The 20,090-nt window shown below is 59.6% G+C and carries 17 protein-coding genes; 6 read left to right on the top strand and 11 right to left on the bottom strand.

Translation table 11 applies throughout. The features are described from left to right. The first annotated feature begins 202 nt into the window (after window positions 1–202). The 3 genes from LDZ28_RS06345 (at window position 203) to LDZ28_RS06335 (ending at window position 3,111) form a co-directional block, all read left to right on the top strand. Window positions 203–1,597, top strand: coding sequence for a selenium-binding family protein (locus LDZ28_RS06345; RefSeq protein WP_244827845.1), 1,395 nt, complete (start codon window positions 203–205; stop codon window positions 1,595–1,597). Then, a complete protein-coding gene (locus tag LDZ28_RS06340; RefSeq protein WP_250492424.1) occupies window positions 1,594–2,214 on the top strand; it encodes a hypothetical protein in 621 nt (206 codons plus the stop codon). Before LDZ28_RS06345 ends, LDZ28_RS06340 begins: the two co-directional genes overlap by 4 nt. 288 nt (window positions 2,215–2,502) lie before the next feature. After that, window positions 2,503–3,111, top strand: coding sequence for a bifunctional 2-polyprenyl-6-hydroxyphenol methylase/3-demethylubiquinol 3-O-methyltransferase UbiG (locus LDZ28_RS06335; protein WP_244827844.1), 609 nt, complete (start codon window positions 2,503–2,505; stop codon window positions 3,109–3,111). A 137-nt stretch (window positions 3,112–3,248) separates the two neighbouring features. On the opposite strand, the gene LDZ28_RS06330 is transcribed toward LDZ28_RS06335, so the two are convergent. From LDZ28_RS06330 to paaA, 9 genes are all read right to left on the bottom strand, one after another. Further along, window positions 3,249–4,742 (bottom strand): efflux transporter outer membrane subunit, encoded by a 1,494-nt coding sequence (locus tag LDZ28_RS06330; RefSeq protein ID WP_244827843.1) that lies wholly within the window; start codon window positions 4,740–4,742, stop codon window positions 3,249–3,251. Window positions 4,743–4,765: 23 nt separating this feature from the next. Next, entirely contained in the window at window positions 4,766–5,965 is a 1,200-nt protein-coding gene (locus LDZ28_RS06325; protein ID WP_244827842.1) for an efflux RND transporter periplasmic adaptor subunit, read from the bottom strand. 22 nt (window positions 5,966–5,987) lie between these two features. Beyond that, complete coding sequence (locus LDZ28_RS06320; protein WP_244827841.1) at window positions 5,988–9,182, bottom strand: efflux RND transporter permease subunit; 3,195 nt, start codon at window positions 9,180–9,182, stop codon at window positions 5,988–5,990. Between the two features lie 211 nt (window positions 9,183–9,393). Then, window positions 9,394–10,620 (bottom strand): ISL3 family transposase, encoded by a 1,227-nt coding sequence (locus tag LDZ28_RS06315; RefSeq protein WP_244827840.1) that lies wholly within the window; start codon window positions 10,618–10,620, stop codon window positions 9,394–9,396. 141 nt (window positions 10,621–10,761) lie between these two features. Further along, a complete protein-coding gene (paaE, locus tag LDZ28_RS06310) occupies window positions 10,762–11,850 on the bottom strand; it encodes a 1,2-phenylacetyl-CoA epoxidase subunit PaaE (protein ID WP_244827839.1) in 1,089 nt (362 codons plus the stop codon). A gap of 29 nt (window positions 11,851–11,879) precedes the next feature. After that, complete coding sequence (gene paaD, locus LDZ28_RS06305) at window positions 11,880–12,410, bottom strand: 1,2-phenylacetyl-CoA epoxidase subunit PaaD (RefSeq protein ID WP_244827838.1); 531 nt, start codon at window positions 12,408–12,410, stop codon at window positions 11,880–11,882. Window positions 12,411–12,415: 5 nt separating this feature from the next. Beyond that, a complete protein-coding gene (paaC, locus tag LDZ28_RS06300; protein ID WP_244827837.1) occupies window positions 12,416–13,228 on the bottom strand; it encodes a 1,2-phenylacetyl-CoA epoxidase subunit PaaC in 813 nt (270 codons plus the stop codon). Between the two features lie 9 nt (window positions 13,229–13,237). After that, on the bottom strand, window positions 13,238–13,522 hold the full coding sequence (gene paaB, locus LDZ28_RS06295) for a 1,2-phenylacetyl-CoA epoxidase subunit PaaB (RefSeq protein WP_244827836.1): 285 nt from the start codon (window positions 13,520–13,522) through the stop codon (window positions 13,238–13,240). Between the two features lie 11 nt (window positions 13,523–13,533). Continuing rightward, the gene (gene paaA, locus LDZ28_RS06290) at window positions 13,534–14,544 is read right to left on the bottom strand and encodes a 1,2-phenylacetyl-CoA epoxidase subunit PaaA (RefSeq protein WP_244827835.1); all 1,011 of its coding nucleotides are present in this window, start codon (window positions 14,542–14,544) and stop codon (window positions 13,534–13,536) included. Between the two features lie 298 nt (window positions 14,545–14,842). Here paaA and LDZ28_RS06285 point away from each other — a divergent pair, with 298 nt between their 5' ends. After that, complete coding sequence (locus tag LDZ28_RS06285; RefSeq protein ID WP_244827834.1) at window positions 14,843–15,166, top strand: DUF4148 domain-containing protein; 324 nt, start codon at window positions 14,843–14,845, stop codon at window positions 15,164–15,166. Window positions 15,167–15,394: 228 nt separating this feature from the next. Here LDZ28_RS06285 and LDZ28_RS06280 read toward each other — a convergent pair whose 3' ends face one another. Both LDZ28_RS06280 and LDZ28_RS06275 read right to left on the bottom strand, forming a co-directional pair. Then, window positions 15,395–16,459 (bottom strand): hypothetical protein, encoded by a 1,065-nt coding sequence (locus tag LDZ28_RS06280; RefSeq protein WP_244827833.1) that lies wholly within the window; start codon window positions 16,457–16,459, stop codon window positions 15,395–15,397. 345 nt (window positions 16,460–16,804) lie between these two features. Then, window positions 16,805–17,026, bottom strand: coding sequence for a hypothetical protein (locus LDZ28_RS06275; RefSeq protein WP_244827832.1), 222 nt, complete (start codon window positions 17,024–17,026; stop codon window positions 16,805–16,807). A gap of 273 nt (window positions 17,027–17,299) precedes the next feature. Here LDZ28_RS06275 and LDZ28_RS06270 point away from each other — a divergent pair, with 273 nt between their 5' ends. Then, window positions 17,300–18,343 carry a DUF2235 domain-containing protein gene (locus tag LDZ28_RS06270; protein ID WP_244827831.1) on the top strand — a complete coding sequence of 348 codons (1,044 nt, stop codon included), beginning with the start codon at window positions 17,300–17,302 and terminating at the stop codon, window positions 18,341–18,343. Between the two features lie 89 nt (window positions 18,344–18,432). After that, on the top strand, window positions 18,433–20,046 hold the full coding sequence (locus LDZ28_RS06265; RefSeq protein ID WP_244827830.1) for a hypothetical protein: 1,614 nt from the start codon (window positions 18,433–18,435) through the stop codon (window positions 20,044–20,046). Window positions 20,047–20,090: the final 44 nt, after the last annotated feature.

Genomic DNA, 20,090 nt, shown 5'->3' with positions numbered 1-20,090 from the left:
TTTCAAGCCAGCCTGAGGTAGAGCTTGGAGCGATCGAGCGATCCTTAAGCGCACGTTGCTTTGTATTGCGCAAATACTTCGAAGCTTGACAAAACGAGTCGCGCACGCTTGTCCTATGATGAAGAGACTTGAAGAGACGTAAGAGAGTCGCAAGAATGCTCTAGAAGAGCCGCTTAAGGACCGCTAACCGGAGACGTGCAACATGGCAACATGGAAACCCGACCCGAGCTTCTATCCTTCGCCTCGCCTTGCAGCCAAGGCTCCGCGAGAAACACTCGCCTATGTCGCGACATTCGACCCCGAGCGCAATACGCCCGACAAGCTAGCGGTCGTCGATGTCGATCCCGATTCGCCGGACTATACGAAGATCGTCGGCGAACTCGCCATGCCCGATACCGGCGACGAACTGCATCACTTCGGCTGGAACGCCTGCTCTTCGTGTCTTTGCCCCAATGCGCCGCACCCGCATATGGAAAGGCGTTATCTCGTGGTGCCGGGGCTGCGCTCGTCGCGCATTCATATCGTCGATACGAAGCCCGATCCAAAGCAACTCAAGATCGTGCGTACGATCGAGCCCGATGAACTCGCCGAGAAAACGGGCTATACGCGTCCGCATACCGTGCATTGCGGACCGGGAGGCATCTACGTCACGGCATTGGGCAATGCAGAAGGCAAAGCGCCCGGCGGCGTGCTGATGCTCGATCAACAGAGCTTCGATCCACTAGGCCGATGGGAAGTGGACCGCGGCCCGCAACAGCTTGCCTACGATGGCTGGTGGCATCTCGGTTACGACACGATGGTGACGAGCGAATGGGGCACGCCCGATACCTTCGAGAGCGGCCTCGTACCCGAACTTCTTTTAGGCGCGAAATACGGCAGAAAACTGCATTTCTGGGACTTCACCAAGCGCAAGCATATTCAGGAAATCGACTTTGGCGACGAGTATCAACTCGTGTTCGAACTGCGCCCCGCGCACGATCCGACCAAGGCGTACGGCTTCGTGAATTGCGTCATCAGCTTGAAGGATCTGTCCTCGTCGATATGGACTTGGTATCGCGACAAGGACAAGTGGGCCGTCAAGAAGATCATCGACATTCCCGCGGAACCTGCCGATGCCTCGGTTCTGCCGCCGCTTCTTCAAGGCTTCGGCGCGGTGCCGCCGCTCGTCTCCGACATCGATCTCTCGATGGATGATCGCTTCCTCTACGTGTCCTGCTGGGGCACGGGCGACATGCTTCAGTATGACGTCTCCGATCCCTTCTCGCCCAAGCTCACAGGTAAGGTCCGCATCGGTGGGATCGTGTCGCGCGCCACTCATCCCGGCGCTAAAAACGGTGCACTCAATGGCGGACCGCAAATGGTCGAAGTCAGTCGCGATGGTCGGCGCGTCTACTTCACCAATTCGCTTTATGGCGCGGTGGACGCGCAGTTTTATCCCGAAGGTATCGACGGCTGGATGGTGAAACTCGACGCCGATCCGAACGGCGGCCTGAGCACCGACAAGAACTTCTTCATCGACTGGCCGAAGGGGCACAGGCCGCATCAGATCAGGCTGCAAGGCGGCGATTGCTCGTCGGATTCGTTCTGCTATCCGTGACCTCCTCGTCGGCGTTATGGCTCACGGCTGCGGGATTGGGCGCCTTTCATGGACTCAATCCCGCAATGGGCTGGCTCTTTGCCGTCGCGCTCGGACTCTATGCGCATAGCAGGCGCGTCGTTCTGATCTCGCTCGTGCCGATTGCGCTCGGTCATGCGTTATCGGTAGGGCTCGTGCTGGTTGGCGCGCTTACGCTCGGGACCATGCTTGGACATGAGATGCTCGCGCGTGGTGCAGGCCTGGTGCTGATCGGCTGGGGCATATGGCGGCTGTGGCGCGGTCATCGTGGACGGCCTTCGGTTGGCATGCGCACGGGCCTCGCGGGCCTCGCGTTGTGGTCGTTCGTGATGTCGAGCGCACACGGCGCGGGCCTCATGCTCGTGCCGGCGCTCTTGCCCCTGTGCTCGGGCAAGCTTGCCGGCGGCGCGCTCGAAGCGGGCGCCCTCGCGCTCGCCATCCACACGGCGTCGATGCTTGCCGTCATTGCCGTCATCTCCATGCTGGCCGTGACGGTGCATGAGCGTGTGGGGCTCGGGTTTCTACGCACGGGGTGGGTCAACGTCGATTGGCTCTGGAGTGTGGCCCTCATCGCATGCGGCGCGTGGCTCTTCGTGTAGTCTGGATTCCGCTGCTGCAAGACAGGCCTCAAGGGCCGATGCACGTGGCGGACGCCGGCAGAAGTTAGGCGCTAAAGGCCTACTGTCGTCGATTGCGTGACTCAGTGAGTCCCGGCAATATCAACCGACATAACGATAAAAATAAAAGAACGCGGCGCAGAAAATTCCAGGAACAAGTGGCCTAGTCGAACGAGGGGGAGCACACCGATGCGCGAAATTTCATACGAAGAACAAACCGTCAAATCCGGCAATCCGCTAGCGCGTTATGCACATCGAACGCGCATGAACATGGCGATCGATTTGGTGACCGGACTATGTGCGAAACGCGGCACGGTGGTCGATTTCGGTGCGGGCCCAGGACTCTTTCTGCACACGCTCGGCGAAGCGCGCCCGGACGTGACGCTCGTCGGTCACGATCCGTACATGGCGCCCACCTTTCCCGAAGTCAAATACGCGGAGTCGCTGAACAACGTAACGCCGCAAAGCGTCGACGTGCTGACCGCCTTCGAAGTCTGCGAGCATCTCTACGACAACGAACTGGCCATGCTGCTCGATGACGCCGCGCGCATTCTCAAGCCGAGCGGCGCGCTCGTGATCTCGGTGCCGATCATGTACGGCCTTGCGATCGCGCCGAAGGTATCGAACTGGATGCTCCGCAGTCGTTCCTTCAAGTCGGAATACACGCCTTCCGAAGTGCTCAAGTCGATGGTCGGCATGTCCGTGAGCCGGCCGATCAATCCGCGCATCACGCATAAGGGTTTCGACTTCCGTGAGTTGCGCGATCTCGTAAGCGTGGGCTTCGATATCGATGCCGTGCATATGAGCCCGGTGCCGCATATGCCTTGGTGGTTGAGTTCGCAATACTTCATGATCTGCAGGCCGAAAGCGCAAGGTTGAGGTATTCGACTGCTGGGCGATACGCCGGGAACGCGACGAATGCGGCCCGGCGTTTCACATGGCGAGCGCTTCTGCCAGGCAATTGCATTCGGCATGCATAATTCCGGCATGCAAAAGACCGAATGCAAAATGCCCTCTCACTCTCGCCGCGATACTTCTTCCGCATCTGGTAACGCGGCGGTCGTCCATCCGCCGCCGAGCGCCTTGATCAGCGCGACGCTGGCCGCCATGCGCCGCCGCTCGATACGCACCTCAGTGCGTTGATCCGATAACACGATAGCCTGCGTCACCACTACGTTCAGATACGTGATCGCGCCGTTCTCGTAGCGATTGCCAACCTTCGATAACGCGCGCTTCGCTGCATCGACCGCGTCGCGTTGCGCTTCGCTCTCACGGCGCAAAACCTCCAGCGCGTTGAGGTTGTCCTCCACTTGCCCGAAAGCCGTGAGCACCGTTTGACGATAATCAGCGACGCTCTCGTCGTAAGTCGCGCGTGCCGCATCGCGTGCCGCGGCACGGCCACCGAAGTCCAGTGCGGTGAAAGCGAGCTGCGGCCCGAGCGACCAGAAGCGGCTTGGCGCCATCAACCAGGAACTGAAATTGGTGGCTTCGAGGCCACCCGTAGCGGCAAGCAGCAGATTCGGAAAGAACGCGGCCGTCGCCACGCCGACGCGTGCGTTGGCCTCAGCGACGCGGCGCTCGGCCGCCGCGATATCGGGCCGTCGCTCCAGCAACGCGGAAGGCACGGAAAGCGGCAGCGCAGCGAGTGCCGCCGATGGGCGCGGCGCATGCCCTTCATCGAGCGGCTCGACATCGAGCGTGAAACTCGACGGCGGCTCGCCAACGAGAATCGCGATTGCATTCACGAGGCTCGCGCGCGCGGTTTCGAGATCGATCAACTGCGCCTGCGTCGAGCGCAACTGCTCCTCCGCCTGCGCAACATCGGACTCGGCCGCGATGCCGCCTGCAAACCGGTCACGCGTCAACACGAGCGCCTTGTCGTAGGCTTGCAGCGTCTCCTTTAAAAGCCGCTCTTCCTCCACCGTGCCGCGCAACTCGAAGTAGTTACTTGCAAGCTCGGCCTGCATCGACAGGATCGCACTTTGCAAGTCGGCTGCGCTTGCCTGCGCTCCCGCACGTCCGCCTTCGACGGCGCGGGAAATGCGGCCCCACAAGTCGGGCTCCCACGAGATTTGCGCATCGACCAGATAGTCCGGCACGGTCACGCCCGCGCTCGACTTGTACAGTATGTTCGACGACGCCCGCGACTGATTGAATGCAGCATTCGCCGTGACAGTCGGAAAGTATGCCGAACGCGCCTGCGCGACGGCCGCTCGCGCGCCGCGAAAACGCGCGGATGCCGCCGCCACCGTTTGGTTCGCGCTCGCGACGCGTTCCTCCAGAGCGTTCAATTGCGGGTCGCCGTAGATTTCCCACCAGGGAGCGCGTTGCCTGGCATCGGCGGGCTGCGCGGCTTTCCAGTTTTGCGGCAGTGTGTCCGCATGAACGGGCGCATCGGCGGGTTCTGCCGTTTTGTATGCAACGGGCATCGCCACGTCGGGCTTGCTGTAATCCGGCCCGACCGCGCATCCGCTTAACATTAACGCCAGCACCGCCGCCACACTTGGCATTCGGCATTTTGCATGCAGCATGCTCATGATGCTTCGCCGCCCTGCTTCGGTTGACTCGCACCAGGCGTGGCGTTCGCGCGTCCGATACGCACCGCCGCTCCATCGACGATCGAATCCGGCGGATTCACGATCACACGCTCATCGCCCGACAATCCGGCTGCGATCGAAACGCGCGTGCCGTAATCGGTTCCAAGCGTGATTGGCAGCAGCTTCACGCGATTGTTCGCATCGACGCTCGCCGCATGCACGCCATCCGGACGAAACAGCAGCGCATTGCCGGGTAGCGTGTACGACGCGCTCGCGTTGGTGAGGTGAAAGCGCACTTGCGCATAGGCGCCTGCCAGCAATTCCCCGCTCGGATTCTTCACGCCGACTTCGACACGCATGGTGCGTGCAACCGGATCGACCGCTCCCGCCGTTCGCACCGTGACGCCCTCGAACTTGCGATTGCGCTCTTCGTTGAGGATCAATTCCGCTGGCAAGCCGGGTGTCACGAGCCGCGCATAGGCTTGCGGCACATCGACGAACACGCGCAGCGTAGTGGCATCTTGTATATGGAAGAGCTCGCGGCCGATCCCCGCGCTGCCCGCATCGATCAACTGGCCGACATCGGTGTTGCGGGCCGTCACGACGCCATCGAACGGTGCGTAGATCTTCTGGAACGAAACCATCTGCTCCAGCCGCGACACGTTCGCCTGCGAGGCGTTGAACGCAGCTTCCTTGGCGAGCATGTCGCCGGTCTTTTCATCTGTCTCCTGCCGCGAGACCGAGTTGTTCTTCGCCATCTGCACCCAACGATCGGCGGTGGTCTTCGCCAACAAATAATTGGCGCGCGCCGTCTGCGCATCGGCGCGAGCCTGACGCAGCTGATCATTGATCTCGGGTGCATCGATCTCCGCAAGCAGCTGTCCTTTGCGCACCTTGGTGCCGATATCCGCGGTCCAGCGTTTCAGATAGCCATTGGTGCGCGCAAAAATCGGGGCATCGGAGAAAGCACGGATATCGCCCGCGAGCACGAGGTCCTGGGTCGGCTTCATGCGCGTCGGCTTGATGATTTCGACGGTCTGGACGCTGTGCTCGCCGGCATCGCGTTCCAGCTCCGCGTGCGCGGAATGGCGTGACCAGATACCCTGCGCCACCAGCAACACGACGACCACGAGCGCGATCACGAGCCACATGCGCCCGCGCTTGCGTGTCGATCGTTCGTTTGACTGCTCGTTCATTCGAACTCCGTAAATATCGGCATCACGACTGGCCTTGCGGCTCGCCATCCAGGTGCTTTGCGCCGCCGCGCTTCGCTTCGATACGCTTATAGATCATCGAGAACACCACGGGCACGAAGAAGAGCGTGGCGATGGTGCCGACCATCAGGCCGCCGATCACCGCGCGGCCGAGCGGCGCATTCTGTTCGCCGCCCTCGCCGAGACCGATGGCCATGGGCACCATGCCGATCATCATCGCGAGTGCGGTCATCAACACGGGCCTGAAACGCGAGTAGCCGGCTTCGAGCGCCGAGCGCATGGCATCGCCGTGTTCCTGCAATGCAGAACGCGCAAAGCTCACGACGAGAATGCTGTTGGCCGTCGCGATGCCGATACACATGATCGCGCCGGTCAATGCGGGAATGGACAGCGTCGTATGCGTGAGGAAGAGCATCCAGACAATGCCCGCTAACGCACCCGGCAGCGCGGTGATGATGATGAACGGATCGAGCCACGACTGAAAATTCACCACGATAAGCAGATACACCAGCACGACGGCGAGAATCAATCCAAACGCCAGGCCCGAGAAAGAACCGTTCATCGTTTCGACTTGTCCACGCATGTCGATTGACGAGCCTTTGGGCAATTGGCCGCGCGCTTCGTCAATGATGCGTTGAACGTCATCCGATACCGCGCCCAGATCGCGCCGCTCGGTGCTTGCATAAAGATTGATGGTGGTCTGCGCGTTGTAGTGATAGACAACGGCATCGCGCGACCCGCGAGACAATGAAGCAAGCGCGCCAAGAATATTCGTCTTGCCGCTAGCCGATGTCACTGGAATATTCGCGACTGATTGCAACGAGTTCATATCGTATTGCGGCGCGGACGTAATGACGTTGTAGCTCACGCCATTCGCGGGATTGAGCCAGAACGTAGGCGTCGTCTGCTGACTTCCCGACAGCGTGATGAGCAGATTGCTTGCGACATCGCGTTGCGTAAAGCCTGCCTGAAGCGCCTTCGTACGATCTACTTCGACGTTGACGAATGGAAGATCGGAAGGCTGCTGAATGCGTGCATCGACGAGGCCCGGCACGCGACGAATCTTCTCGAGCAAGTGATTGGCGAAGGCGCGATTGCCACGCACATCGCGGCCCGTGATGGCGATATCGAGCGGCGCCGGCACACCGAAGTTGAGAATCTGACTCACTATATCCGCGGGCAGGAACGAGAACGCCACGCCGGGGAATTCCTGCGGCAGGCGCTTGCGGAGTTGGCGGATATAGTCGTCGGTGGGCGCGTGATCTTCGTTGAGCGTAATGAGCACGTCGGCATCGGCGGAACTGATGGTGCCGGTGTTGCTATACGATAGATTGATGCCCGATACCGGCAAGCCCATGTTGTCGATGATCGAATGCACCTCGCGCGACGGGATGAGTTGGCGAATGCGCTTGTCGACACGATCGGTCAATGCCGCTGTTTCCTCGATACGTGTGCCGGTTTTCGTGCGCAAGTGCAGTGCGATCACGCCCGAATCGACGGAAGGAAAGAAGTCACGGCCAAGAAACGGTGCGAGGGCGAGCGAGAGCAGACAGCAGACGAGGAACAACGAAGCGAAGCGCGCGGGATGCGCGAGCCGAGCTTCGAGAAAGGCGCGGTAGCGTCCGCGCACCGCTTCGAAGCGCCTCTCGAAACCGAGATGAATACGCACGAAGGGGTTGCGCGAACCCTTCATCGATTCGACATCGCCACCCATGTGTTCGTGGTTGCGCAGCAGATACTTCGCAAGCGTCGGAACGAGCGTGCGCGAGAAGAAGTACGACGCAATCATGGCGAAAACGACTGCTTCGGCCAGCGGCACGAAGAGGTAGTGCGCAACGCCGGTAAGCAAGAACATCGGAATGAAAACGATGCAGATGGAAAGCGTGGAAACGAGCGTTGGCACGGCGATCTGTTGCGCGCCATCGAGAATCGCTTGCTCCAGTTCCTTGCCTTCTTCGAGATTCTGGCTGATGTTTTCGATAGCGACGGTAGCATCGTCCACGAGAATACCGACCGCGAGCGCCAGTCCGCCGAGCGTCATGATGTTGATGGTCTGCCCGATCGCCGAGAGTGCGACGATCGACGTGAGCATCGACAACGGAATGGAGATGGCGATGATAAGCGTCGCGCGCCAGCTACCTAAAAACAGCAGCACCATGAGCGCGGTCAGACCCGCCGCGATCACGGCCTCGCGCAACACACCCTCTACCGATGCCCGCACGAACAGCGATTGGTCGGCGACCGACTCTATCTTTAAAGATTCGGGCACCATGCCACGCAGCGTCGGCAACAGGTTCTTCACGCGCGACACGATATCGAGCGTCGATGCATTGCCGCTCTTGTTGATCGTCAGAAGCGCCGCACGCGTGCCATCGAGTCGCACGATATTCGTTTGCGGCTGAAAGCCATCGCGCACGTGCGCCACGTCGCGAATATAGATGGTGCCGCCAGGCCCTGTTCGGATCGGAATGTCGTTGAGACCTTCGATCGTATCCGGGCTCGCATTGAGTCCCACTTGATATTCGGTCGGTCCGATCTTGGTCGTGCCCGTCGGCAAGATCAGGTTTTGCGCGCTGATGGCATTCACGACATCGGTGGGCGCGAGATTCTTTGCCTGCAGCCGGCGCGAGTCGATATCGACCATGATCTGCCGCTGCTTGCCGCCATAGGGCAACGGCACGGATGCACCCTGCACTGTCGCAAGCTGCGTCTTGAGAAAGCTATTGCCGAAGTCGTAGAGCTGCTGCTCGGTGAGTTCCGACGATGACAACGCAAGCCGCAAGATCGGCACGGTCGACGCATTGAAGCGCAAGATGTTCGGCGGCGTGATGCCCTGTGGCAACTGACGAAGCTGCGTCTGCGAAAGCGCGGTAATTTCCGCGATCGCTTCATCCACGTTTGCGTTCGGCTGAAAAAATATGCGGATGACCGCAATGCCTGGGAGCGATTCCGATTCGATATGTTCAATATCGTTGACCGCCACCGAAAGCCCACGCTCGTAATTAAGCGTGATGCGGCGCTCCATTTGATCGGGAGGCAAGCCCGTGTATGACCAGATTACGCTAACGACCGGAATGTCGATGTTCGGAAAGATATCGGTCGGCGTGCGCATGATCACGAGCGGGCCGATGATAAGCAGCAGCAGCGACAGGACAATGAACGTGTACGGGCGCTTAAGCGCGAGTCTGACGATCCACATCGAAGTTTCGCTTGCCCCGTTTGATGTTCGCTATTTCGAATACTTTTCGCTAAGCGCCAACTAAAGCGCTGAAAGCATCCGTACGATGACACAAACAAAGCTTACAAAACAATTTGTGCAAACGCTTGCGAGGGTTTATGCGTAAAGAATTCTTCCGATATTTCCTGAATTGTTTTTCTGGCTCTTTTGAAAACGGAGTGGGTAACGGGGCTCATCGGGCATGCTCATTAAAGCGCGAGAAGTCGAATTTTCCGGCGATGAGAAACAGGACAGTGCGCATGGTTTCGAAGCGAGCGTACCCGCGTGCTTTGCGTTTGGCGGCCTGAAACAGGCCGTTGATGGCTTCGATGAAGCCGTTGGTCTGGCGCGTCTGAGTCCAGGCGACAATGCCCTCGAAGTGTCGGCGAATCAGTCGGGCGACGTCCTTCATCGGTTCGACCTTCGAGCGCATGACGTTCGTACACCACTGGTGCAACATCGCCGACACGACATTGATTTGCTTGCGCTCAAGAATGTCGCGCGGTTGCTCGCGGTACAGCCACGCCCGGGCCGTGCGCCTGGTGGTGTACTGACTGACGAGCGCCTCGAGGTCGGTCAGTTGGGCGAGATTCAGTTTGTTGGCATCTTTGAGCAGCGTCCAGCGCATGCCTTTGAGTTGCGGGTCGACCTTCTGTTGCTGCCTGCGCACCGTGTCGAGCGCCTTGGACGCGTGAGCAACGACGTGAAACTTGTCAAAGGTCAGTCGCGCGTCGGGCAGATGTTCATTGACGCCCTTGATGAAAGCTGGCGACATGTCGATGCTGACCGAGCTGATTTGCTCGGACGTGCCACCGTGTTCGCCCAGGTAGGCCGCAAAGCGTTCAATCGTGCTGGCATCCTTGCCGGTCGTGACGAACACGACCCGCCGCGCTCGCATATCGGCGACCAGCGTCAGATACTCATGACCGCGCCGATACGAGGTTTCGTCAATTGCCACTGCCTTCACCTCAGACAGGTCAGCCCCCGCGAGTGCCAGCTCCACATACCGCGAACAGATGGCGTGTACTCGATGCCACGACAGGTTGACCGCACGCGCGACAGCGGCAAACGGCATCTGCTGGGCGAGCATCAGTACGAGTGCCTCGAACAGCAGCGTAAAGCCGCTGAGTTGACCGACCCAATCAGGTTCGACCAACCGCACGGAGCCATCGGGCAAGCGCACACGCGGCACCCGCACTTCCAGAAAACATTCGTGTTGAAAGAAATTCAGGTGACGCAGACGCTTGATTTGCGTGTCGTGGACAGGATGCTCACCGGCAACTCCAACATAGGAAAACCGGGTGCCCGCGACGAAGTCCACGGCAATGGTGAGTTGACGCTGAGCGGCATCGAAGTCAACGCCTTGAACGTACCAGGGCGCGGTTATACCGAGAGCGGATTCGAACAGTTCATTCGTCAAGGTTGCTTTGTCATGGCTCAGCTTATCAATTCTGGGCGCCTCAAGGATTCGCTTCGCCGGGCTTACGCCCGTCCTTGACCCGCCAACCCACCCACTCAAAACTCAAAAGAGGCGTTTTTCTAAAGCCACGCTAAGACGTGTCTAGCGTTCGTCGAAGCTCACGACTATGCGTTCGCTAACCGGATGACACTGGCACGTCAGCACGAAACCGTCATCGATCTCGTGTTGCTCGAGCGTGAAATTCCGGTCCATCTTTACCTCTCCCTCAAGCACTTTTGCGCGGCACGTGCAGCACACGCCGCCTTTGCACGCATAAGGCAGCGCCAAACCCGCTTTGAGTCCGACGTCGAGCACACTCACGCCTTCATAGGGCAAACGCAGTTTGCGCCTTTTTCCGTCGATGACGAGTTCAAGGTCGGCCGCAGGCGTGTTCTCGGTAATTTCGACGGCCGGAACGCCCGCTTGCGGCAAGGGTGTGCCGAAACGCTCGACATGGATCTGTTTCTGTGCGACGCCCGAACTCTTGAGCGCGGCTTCAGCCGCATCCATCATCGGCCCAGGACCGCAAATGAAGGCTTCATCGATTTCTTGCGGAGGCAGCAGCGTTTGCAGGAACGCACGGCACTTTGCTTCGTCCAGCACGCCGTTGAAGAGTTCGACATCCTGCAAGTCGTCCGAGAGCACGTGATAGAGCGAAAAGCGGCTCATATAACGGTTCTTGAGATCTTCGAGTTCTTCGGCAAACATGATCGCATCCACGCTGCGATTGCCGTACACAAGCGTGAAGCGGCTTGTGGGTTCCATATCGAGCGTGGTCTTGACGATGGCGAGCACTGGCGTGATGCCCGAGCCACCTGAAAACGCCACGTAATGCTTGGCGTGGTCCGCGTTCAGATGCGTAAAGAAACGGCCATCGGGCGTCATGACTTCGATCTCGTGGCCGGGCTTCAGCGTTCCGAATGCGAAGTTCGAAAAACGCCCGCCGCGCACGCGCTTGATGCCGATACGCAATTCTCCATCGCGATCGTAGTCCGTGACACCCACGCAGATGGAATAGGACCGGCGCGTCTCTTCGCCGTCGATATGCGTCTTCAAGGTCACGAACTGCCCTTGCGTGAAGCGGAACGCGTCGCGCAGCAGTGGCGGTACATCGAACGAGACGGTGACCGCGTCGGCCGTTTCAGGACGAACCTCGCGAATGCGCAGCGGATGGAATTGCGGAGTGGCCATGAGCGTCGAATCGATAAAAAAGAAACGGATCAGTACGGCTTGAAGTAATCGAACGGCTCGCGGCAATCGACGCATCGGTACAGCGCCTTGCACGCCGTCGAGCCGAATTGCGCGAGCTTTTCCGTATGCGTCGAACCGCAACGAGGACACGCGACCGGCTCCTGCTTCATAGGCTTATATGGCACGAAACGCAGCGGTTGCTCCTGATTCGGCGCAGCAGTTCCACATTGCCCCGTCGGCGGCGCGATGCCATAACGTCGTAGCTTGTCGCGCGCTTCATCGGTGATCCAGTCGGTGGTCCATGCCGGCGCGAGCACCGTCTCAATGCGATGCGCCCCAAGCTTCGCGTTATGGATTGCATACGCGATGTCCTCGGCGATCTGCGACATGGCAGGACATCCGGAGTAAGTCGGCGTAATCACGACCTCGAGCACGCCGTCCGCGCCATGACGCACGTCGCGCAAGATGCCCAGTTCGCGTATGGATACGACGGGGATCTCCGGGTCCGGCACGGCTTCGAGCACGCACCATACGTGTTGCAAGAAAGTATCGGCGTGCATGGTGTTCACCAGCTTGCGCCCGGGTGCTGACGTGCGAGGCTTTGCATCTCCGCGAGCAGATAACCCATATGCTCGGAGTGTTCGCCGAGTTTGCCTGTGCTGACATGCTTTACATCGGCGGGCGCGGTGAGTGTGGCTTCGTTTAAAGCGTCGTCGAGTTGTGCGCGCCATGCCGCTTCGGAATCGCTCGCAAGCGGCGCGATGCCTGCTTGTGCAACGGCACGCTCGATTGCATCGATCGCAAAAAACTCGCGTGTGTAAGGCATCAAATAGTCGAGTGCGGCCTGTGCGCGTCGATGCGATACCTCCGTGCCGTCGCCGAAGCGCACGAGCCAGTCGCGTGCATGATGCAAGTGATAACGCACTTCCTTGATCGACTTTGCGGCAATGGCGGCAAGCTGCGCATCGGCCGATGCCTGCAAGGCCGTCCATAGTTCAGCCATCAACGCCGAATAGAGGAAGTTGCGCACGATGGTCACTGCATAATCGCGCTCGGTTCGCACCGTACCCGCGAACGGTCCATAGTGCGGCAGCTCGGCAATCGTATAGTTGGCGAACTCACGCTCGCCACGAAAGTACGCGTAGTCGTCTTCGGTTTTCTGCGTGCCGGTCATCTCGGCTTCGAGCGTTGCCGCATGCGAATAAAGCAAGCGCGCCTGTCCAATGAGATCGAGACTCATGTTAGCGAGTGCGATGTCTTCTTCGAGCGCGGGACCGTGGCTGCACCATTCGGCGTTGCGCTGACCGAGGATCAACGCGTTGTCGGCGAGGCGCAGGACGTAAGCGAGATGTTCGCGCGTCGGAATGGGCGTCGTCATGTCCCGCCTTTACATGTGATTGATTTCGTCGGGCAACACGAAGAACGTAGGATGCCGATATATCTTGTCGATCGCGGGTTCGAATAATTCGGCCTTGTCCGCCGGGTCCGATGCCGTGATAGCCGATGATGGCACCACCCAGATGCTCACGCCTTCCTGACGCCGCGTATAGACATCGCGCGCCATTCTCAACGCAGCGCCCGCGTCGGGCGCATGCAGGCTGCCGCAATGCTTGTGATCTAGACCCTGCTTGCTACGCACGAACACTTCCCAGATCGGCCATTCCTTGCTCATCGTCGTCTCCTTCATGCGGCCTGTTTCTGCTGATTCTGCGCTTTGCGCGCTTGTTTGTCGGCATAAGCGAGCGCGGCTTCGCGCACCCACGCGCCATCGTCATTCGCCTTTATGCGAGTCGCAAGCCGTTCCTTGTTGCACGGACCGTCACCATTGACCACGCGCCAGAATTCGTCCCAGTCGATCTCGCCGTAGTCATGCGCACCGCGCGCTTCGTTCCATTTAAGATCGGGATCGGGCAACGTTACGCCGAGAATCTTCGCTTGCTCGACGGTGGCATCGACGAACTTCTGCCGCAGGTCGTCGTTCGAAATGCGCTTGATGCCCCACGCGAACGACTGGCCGCTATGAATGGAATCCTTGTCGCTCGGTCCGAACATCATCAGCACGGGCCACCACCAGCGATTCACGGCTTGCTGCACGAGGTCTTTCTGCGCTTGCGTGCCTTTCATCATCGCGAGCAGGGCATCGAAGCCCTGCCGTTGGTGGAACGACTCTTCCTTGCAAATGCGAATCATCGCGCGCGCGTAAGGGCCGTAAGTACAGCGGCACAGCGGTATCTGATTCATGATCGCGGCGCCATCCACGAGCCAGCCGATCACGCCCACGTCGGCCCATGTAGGCGTCGGATAGTTGAAGATGCTCGAATATTTGGCCTTGCCCGCATGCAGCGCGTCGGTCAGTTGGTCGCGCGAGACGCCGAGCGTTTCAGCCGCGCTGTAGAGATACAAGCCGTGGCCGCCCTCGTCCTGCACCTTGGCGAGCAGGATCGCCTTGCGCTTCAGGCTAGGCGCACGACTGATCCAGTTGCCCTCGGGCTGCATGCCGATGATCTCCGAGTGCGCGTGCTGAGAAATCTGCCGCACCAACGTCTTGCGATACGCCTCGGGCATCCAGTCTTGCGGTTCGATCTTGCTATCCGCCTGCATCACCGCATCGAAATGTTGCTGTTGCGACGACGCCTCGGCTGAAGCGTCCGAAACCGCGGGCTGACCCGGAAGATCGAGGGATTGCGTGTACATGCGAGACTCCGCTCTATTTTGAGAAGCGATGCAGCGAGTATATCGATTAACCGACCGTCCGGTTGATTAATTTTAAGATGAACGTCTTGAACGCCGATAGGCTAGGTGAAACCCTAATTTTGTATGCCAGTGAGTGGTATTTTTAATTCAAGCGCATCCATGGATTGTTGCCATCCCTAGAAAGATCCTTCAACGGATCGATAGATGATCCGCGACTCAGCCCTCTCTACACTCCGTGCAAACGCTGTCCCGAAAGCTATTCGAAGAGCACGACCTATCCACCACGGAGCCGACATCCATGAAACCGTTCTTCTCTGCGATCGCCATCGCCGCTGCTTTTGCCGTCCCCGCCCTTTCTTACTCGCAAACGGATGCGCCGCTTACTCGCGCGCAGGTTCGCGCCGAACTCGCGCAACTAGAGAACGCCGGCTACAACCCGGTCGCAGCCGATCCTACCTATCCGTCGAACATTCAGGCAGCCGAAGCGCGTGTGGGCACGCAATCCATTGCGCAAGCGTCAACGCAGTCGAATGACTATGGTTCGGTCACGGCTGGGTCGTCGCAAGCTGGTCGCACGACGAGCACTCAACCTCGCGCGTTCGGCACGTTTTTCGGGCAGTAAGCGCTGGGGTTGTCTGCGCTTGGCGTGTGCTTGTGTTGCTTGGGGCGTCATTGGATGCAGAATGCAAAGCCAAGGTACTTTGCATTCAAATGCACGCGGCCTATCCGTGCTGGCAATCTCATTTCGCGCTTCGCGACATTGCGACACGAGGACATTCATAGCGGAGGCGCCACTCGACCTGCCTTTTAGAAGAGCAATAACGAGCAGACGCCGAGCGCGCGGACAAACTCAGTTGGCCGGGATCGTCACGACCGGCGCTTTCGATGTGTCCGTCACTTCGGCTAGCGCCATCAGGTTCTGCACGACGGTAAATGCGTACTTCGAATCGAAATCCCTTCTGTCGATCCAATAGTTCGTTTTATCGTAGGGCACGCTGACATACGCATCCTGCGGCGGCTTCTCGCCCACTTGCACGATGATGGTCGGACGCGTCTCTCCGCCGATCAACCCGATGGTCGGCTTGGTTGCTCCCGTGTCCACCTGCTCGTCCGGCACGGTGATCTGCGCGCCGATATCGGTCAGGATCCCAAGCACGGAACGCGTGACCATCGGAATGCGATCATGATCCGCCGCCTGGCCGTAGACGAGTTCATACGTCTTCATCTTCGGGGACAACTTGAGCAGCTTGCGCACGAGCGTGAGATCGCCGACGGTCTGCTTGTTAGTGCCGCTGCGCGTTGCGCCGAGCGTGATGAACACGCCGCCATCCTTTCCATTACGTGATTCAATATTCAATTCGCCGGCCAGTTGCAGACGTCGTAGCGCTTGAATCAACATGAAGAATTCAGGCGCGCCTGATCCGTTCGGGCCGCCGAGCGCCGTGCCGTTCTGTAACCCGCCGATGGATTGCGCCGTGATGCGCAAGAGCAGATCGACCGGAATGCCGCTTTCGGCAAGCGGCATCACGAGCGCGGGTGCGAGCGGGCGGATGTATGCGCTCGCGTAGGCGTCGCCCGTGGTAGGGGTGAAGGTGAAAGTCGGATGGTTCGAATACGACACGCTTCCGGTGGCTGCCGCGTAGTTCGGCACGCTGCCAGAACCCGCATTGAGCGTGGCGCCAGCGGTGGTATCGAACGTGTAGGCGGCAATGATGCTGCTCACCGTGAGGAATGAAGGCGAATCTGCGAAGCGCAAACCGACGATTGCGGCAAGAATTTCGCGCTTCTTGGCATCGCCGAGTGCGCGTGAATAGTCGACCTGATCGGCTTTTAGACGGCTCGGGCCGATGCCCGCGCAGCCTGCCGCCAGAAAAGATGCAGAAAGTACAGCTATCGATAGGGCTTTCCGTGTCATGGCTCTCGGGGGAATTGACGGGGAGGATCGTCGGCATGTCGCCGCGGAACATTCGGGCGGTTGTCGCAAATTTCATACCTTTGACGACCGATTGCATGTTGAATGCGGTGGACCGGATGCCTGCAACCTGCGCCATCTTCGCGTCGCACGAACGTGGCTTTCCTTCGGAGCGTCGCACGTTGCTGTTAGGCGCGCCCTAACGATTTGCATTTTGCATGCGGTCGACCCAATGCGTAATGCCTCTCCGCTCTCGCCTTGCACGAAAGCGTCTCTCTTCCGGCGCCGTACACGTTGGTGCCTAATGCATCCGGCCGGCACACAAGCCGTCGCGAAAGCCGCGAGCGATCACTTGGAAGCGTCGTTGCCAAAACTTTGCGATGACACCGTCCCCGATGCCGCCGCGCCATGCGTCCCACCGCGGATATGCCGATTCGCTTCCGCGTGCTGCGCGACCAACCGATCGAGATGGTCCTGCGCGAAGCGCGGACCGTCGTCGCGTGCGAATGCCGGTGCACCGAGTGTTGCAGCGCATGCAAAACCGATCATGGCAAGAAACGTTTTCTTCATGATTCACCCCCGCAATAGTCGACGGCCCGATCACGCCCTATCGCATCGGCCGTGGATCAAGGATGGCACATTCATGTCGATCCGTCCGTGCGCAAGATGCATGGGTCCCCCTCGTATCCGCCAAAATACAGCCGCTCCATGCCCGCGCGCCGTTTTCGCGTATCCGATGCTTGCAGCTTGCCCCGCGATTTCCTATCCCTTACTCAAGGCGCTTTTGTCAGACCGCTGACAACGTATGAGGCGTATCGAGACTTGGTAAGGAGACCCTTCATCATGAATCTCGCCATCTTTTTCGACGGCACCTGGAACGAACCCAACGATCGCACCAACGCATATCTGCTCTACAAGCTCGCACCCGAGACGGACGAGCAGGAAACGCTCTACGTTCAAGGCGTCGGGACACAAGGTAATGGGTTGTTCGCGCTGGCCAGCAAGTTCCTCGGCGGCGCGTTCGGCGACGGGCTATCGGAAAACATCAAGGCCGGTTATGCGTGGCTTAGCGAACGCTACAAACCGGGCGCATCGATCTTCATTCTCGGCTTCAGTCGCGGCGCCTATTCGGCGCGCAGTCTTGCCGGGCTGATCCGCAAATGCGGGCTCGCCACCGACACGGGACAAGATTCGATCGATCAGGCATACGGCATCTATCGTGATCAGAATGCGAGCGCCACGGATGACGCAGTCGTCGCGTATCGCAAGCAGTTCTCGCGCGATGTGGATATCGCATTCGTTGGCGTCTGGGATACGGTCGGCGAGCTGGGCATTCCAGTCGGCACATTGCCGGTGCCGGGATTTTCGAGCTACTACAAGTTCCACGATACGACGCTGTCCAACACGACAAAGGCCGCGTATCACGCGATCGCGGCCAACGAATATCGCTCGCTCTATGCGCCGACCTTGTGGACGCAAGGTTCCGAGGATCGTGGCAACTTGCCGCTCGAGCAGCGCTGGTTCATGGGCGCGCATGCTAATGTCGGCGGCGGCTACTTGAGTCCACCACGCACCCCCGAAGATCTGCTACCGCTGATTCCCGCCGAATGGCTGCGTGAGAAGGCGGCATCGCATGGCCTCGTGTTCGACAAGCCAATCGATATTCCGTTAGCCGCTTACGCGTGCGAGCCAATCGATTCATACGCCGAGTTCATTAGCAAAAGCGCCGTGCTAAGGGATGTTTGCGCAAAGGCACCACGTGTTGCAGGTACGGCGCTCAACGAGACGATCGATCCAAGCCTCTCCAAGCGGCTCGATACGCCCGGTTTTCTGGACATCTATCCGCAACTCTGCGCACAGCTTCGCAGGCTGCCAGTTGGTCAATGAGCAAGCAGTCGATCGATCAGTAATCCGATCAATTGGCGATCCCAGCGTCAGGGCTGTCGCCTGTTCGGTTTGGTCGACGGGAGACCGTAATGAGCGTACCGTCCACACCGCAACTCCGCGCAGGCGAGCGCGAACATATCGAGCCGAGCGATACGGAAGCCGGGCACGGCGATCCCGGGCCGCGCGCGGCCGAGGATCTCGCCAAATGCGAAGCACTCATCTCACGCGCTGCCGCAACCGGTACGATCCTCGACAACGCCGACGTCGACGCGGTGCGTAACGCGCGCTGCGCCTTCGATCGCGGCGTGTGGAACCGCGCTACCGCCAGTGCGTTTTATGGTGCGATGAGCCGTATCGCGGCAGCGTCGCATTATCCGGGCAGCAGCATCGTCGCCGATCTCGATCACTGCCGCGACATGGTCTCGTATGGCGCACAAAACGGCAAACCGCTCGATGAACACGATGTCGAAGCCATGTCGAGGGCACGCGCCGCCCAGCAAAACCGCACATGGAACGCGGAAACGGAGAGCGCCTTCTATGCCGCGATGAGCCGTATCGCGCATGCGGTGACGCCTGTCGTCGCCGCGACTGCCGGCAACGAAGCACGCGAAGGCGCGCGTCGTGCAATCCGCATCTATACGCGCTCGGCGATTGCGCTCACTGTGCTGGTGGTGTCGTTGTCGTGCCTGCTCTTCGTGGGCAATCAGATTTCGAGCGATATCGCCAACGTCGTGAAGAGCAACGACGCGGCCGCGCTCACACTGCACAACCAGTTGCAGGCGCATGCGGTGGCTATCGGCGAGGCTGTCAAAAAGAAGGACGATGCCGCTCTCATCGCGCTGCAGAACTCGCAGCCCGCTCTGCAGATCAAGGAGGAACTGCAGAACTTCGCGACCAATAACCGGCAGCTTTTCGCGGACGTGTCCCGCATTAGTGCGTTGACCACCGGCCTTGGACTCGGCGTCATCCGCAGCCCTTATAAGCGGCCTTGCGACGATCAAGAGAGCGTGCTTAATTTTCAGAGCGCGTACCGCACTTCGCATTCGCGTCGATACACCGGCGGCAATGTAGACAGCGACTGGCAATGCAATCCGGACGTCGCCCGGAAGGTGCTCGAAATCACACTGCCGCTACTGGCCAAGCCGCGCGCGCAAACCGGGGACGAGCATCCGCCGACCGATCTCGACGCTGTCGAGCAAGGGTTTCAGAAGATCGCCGTCTATCAGGACATCCGCGCGATGGCGCTGTATGCAAACGACATCATTCTTTCCATTGTGGGTGCTGTGACCGGCTTCTTGCTGCCCGTGCTGTATGCATGGCTCGGTGCGTGCGCCGCGATCTTGCGGCAGTTGAGCGCGGAGTCGTCTGCCAGCACGTTTCATCCCGAACACTCGAAAGTGGCGAATCGCGCACATGTGACGAGCGCGATCATCGTCGGCATTTCCATTGGACTCTTCAGCAAGCTATTGGAGGGCGGCAAGGACGTATCGCCGCTTGCGTTGGCGTTCATTGCAGGGTACGCGTCGGACAAGTTCTTCTATTTCGTCGATCGCCTCGTCGGCGCGATGTTTCCCCCGCGCGACGCACCGCCGGCCCGGGGGCAAGCTTCTGGAACGCTGTCTGGCGGTAAGACCAGAATTTCGGCTGGCAGCGCCGCGGCCCGGTCTGTCGAAGGTGGTGAATCGCCGCGAGGGCACGCGTGATTTTGCATGCTGCATGCCGCATTAAGAATGCAGCATGCAAACAC

The organism is Caballeronia sp. TF1N1, from assembly GCF_022878925.1.
GTDB lineage: Bacteria > Pseudomonadota > Gammaproteobacteria > Burkholderiales > Burkholderiaceae > Caballeronia.
This window is presented reverse-complemented; position numbering and strand designations above follow the sequence as displayed.

What these genes read in the sequence shown, in the direction of transcription:
- LDZ28_RS06345 (WP_244827845.1), top strand. Translation starts at nt 203, where the DNA reads ATGGCAACATGGAAACCCGACCCGAGCTTCTATCCTTCGCCTCGCCTT.
- LDZ28_RS06335 (WP_244827844.1), top strand. Translation starts at nt 2,503, where the DNA reads ATGGCGATCGATTTGGTGACCGGACTATGTGCGAAACGCGGCACGGTG.
- LDZ28_RS06330 (WP_244827843.1), bottom strand. Translation starts at nt 4,742, where the DNA reads ATGCCAAGTGTGGCGGCGGTGCTGGCGTTAATGTTAAGCGGATGCGCG.
- LDZ28_RS06325 (WP_244827842.1), bottom strand. Translation starts at nt 5,965, where the DNA reads ATGAACGAGCAGTCAAACGAACGATCGACACGCAAGCGCGGGCGCATG.
- LDZ28_RS06320 (WP_244827841.1), bottom strand. Translation starts at nt 9,182, where the DNA reads ATGTGGATCGTCAGACTCGCGCTTAAGCGCCCGTACACGTTCATTGTC.
- paaE (WP_244827839.1), bottom strand. Translation starts at nt 11,850, where the DNA reads ATGGCCACTCCGCAATTCCATCCGCTGCGCATTCGCGAGGTTCGTCCT.
- paaD (WP_244827838.1), bottom strand. Translation starts at nt 12,410, where the DNA reads ATGCACGCCGATACTTTCTTGCAACACGTATGGTGCGTGCTCGAAGCC.
- paaC (WP_244827837.1), bottom strand. Translation starts at nt 13,228, where the DNA reads ATGACGACGCCCATTCCGACGCGCGAACATCTCGCTTACGTCCTGCGC.
- paaB (WP_244827836.1), bottom strand. Translation starts at nt 13,522, where the DNA reads ATGAGCAAGGAATGGCCGATCTGGGAAGTGTTCGTGCGTAGCAAGCAG.
- paaA (WP_244827835.1), bottom strand. Translation starts at nt 14,544, where the DNA reads ATGTACACGCAATCCCTCGATCTTCCGGGTCAGCCCGCGGTTTCGGAC.
- LDZ28_RS06285 (WP_244827834.1), top strand. Translation starts at nt 14,843, where the DNA reads ATGAAACCGTTCTTCTCTGCGATCGCCATCGCCGCTGCTTTTGCCGTC.
- LDZ28_RS06280 (WP_244827833.1), bottom strand. Translation starts at nt 16,459, where the DNA reads ATGACACGGAAAGCCCTATCGATAGCTGTACTTTCTGCATCTTTTCTG.
- LDZ28_RS06275 (WP_244827832.1), bottom strand. Translation starts at nt 17,026, where the DNA reads ATGAAGAAAACGTTTCTTGCCATGATCGGTTTTGCATGCGCTGCAACA.
- LDZ28_RS06270 (WP_244827831.1), top strand. Translation starts at nt 17,300, where the DNA reads ATGAATCTCGCCATCTTTTTCGACGGCACCTGGAACGAACCCAACGAT.
- LDZ28_RS06265 (WP_244827830.1), top strand. Translation starts at nt 18,433, where the DNA reads ATGAGCGTACCGTCCACACCGCAACTCCGCGCAGGCGAGCGCGAACAT.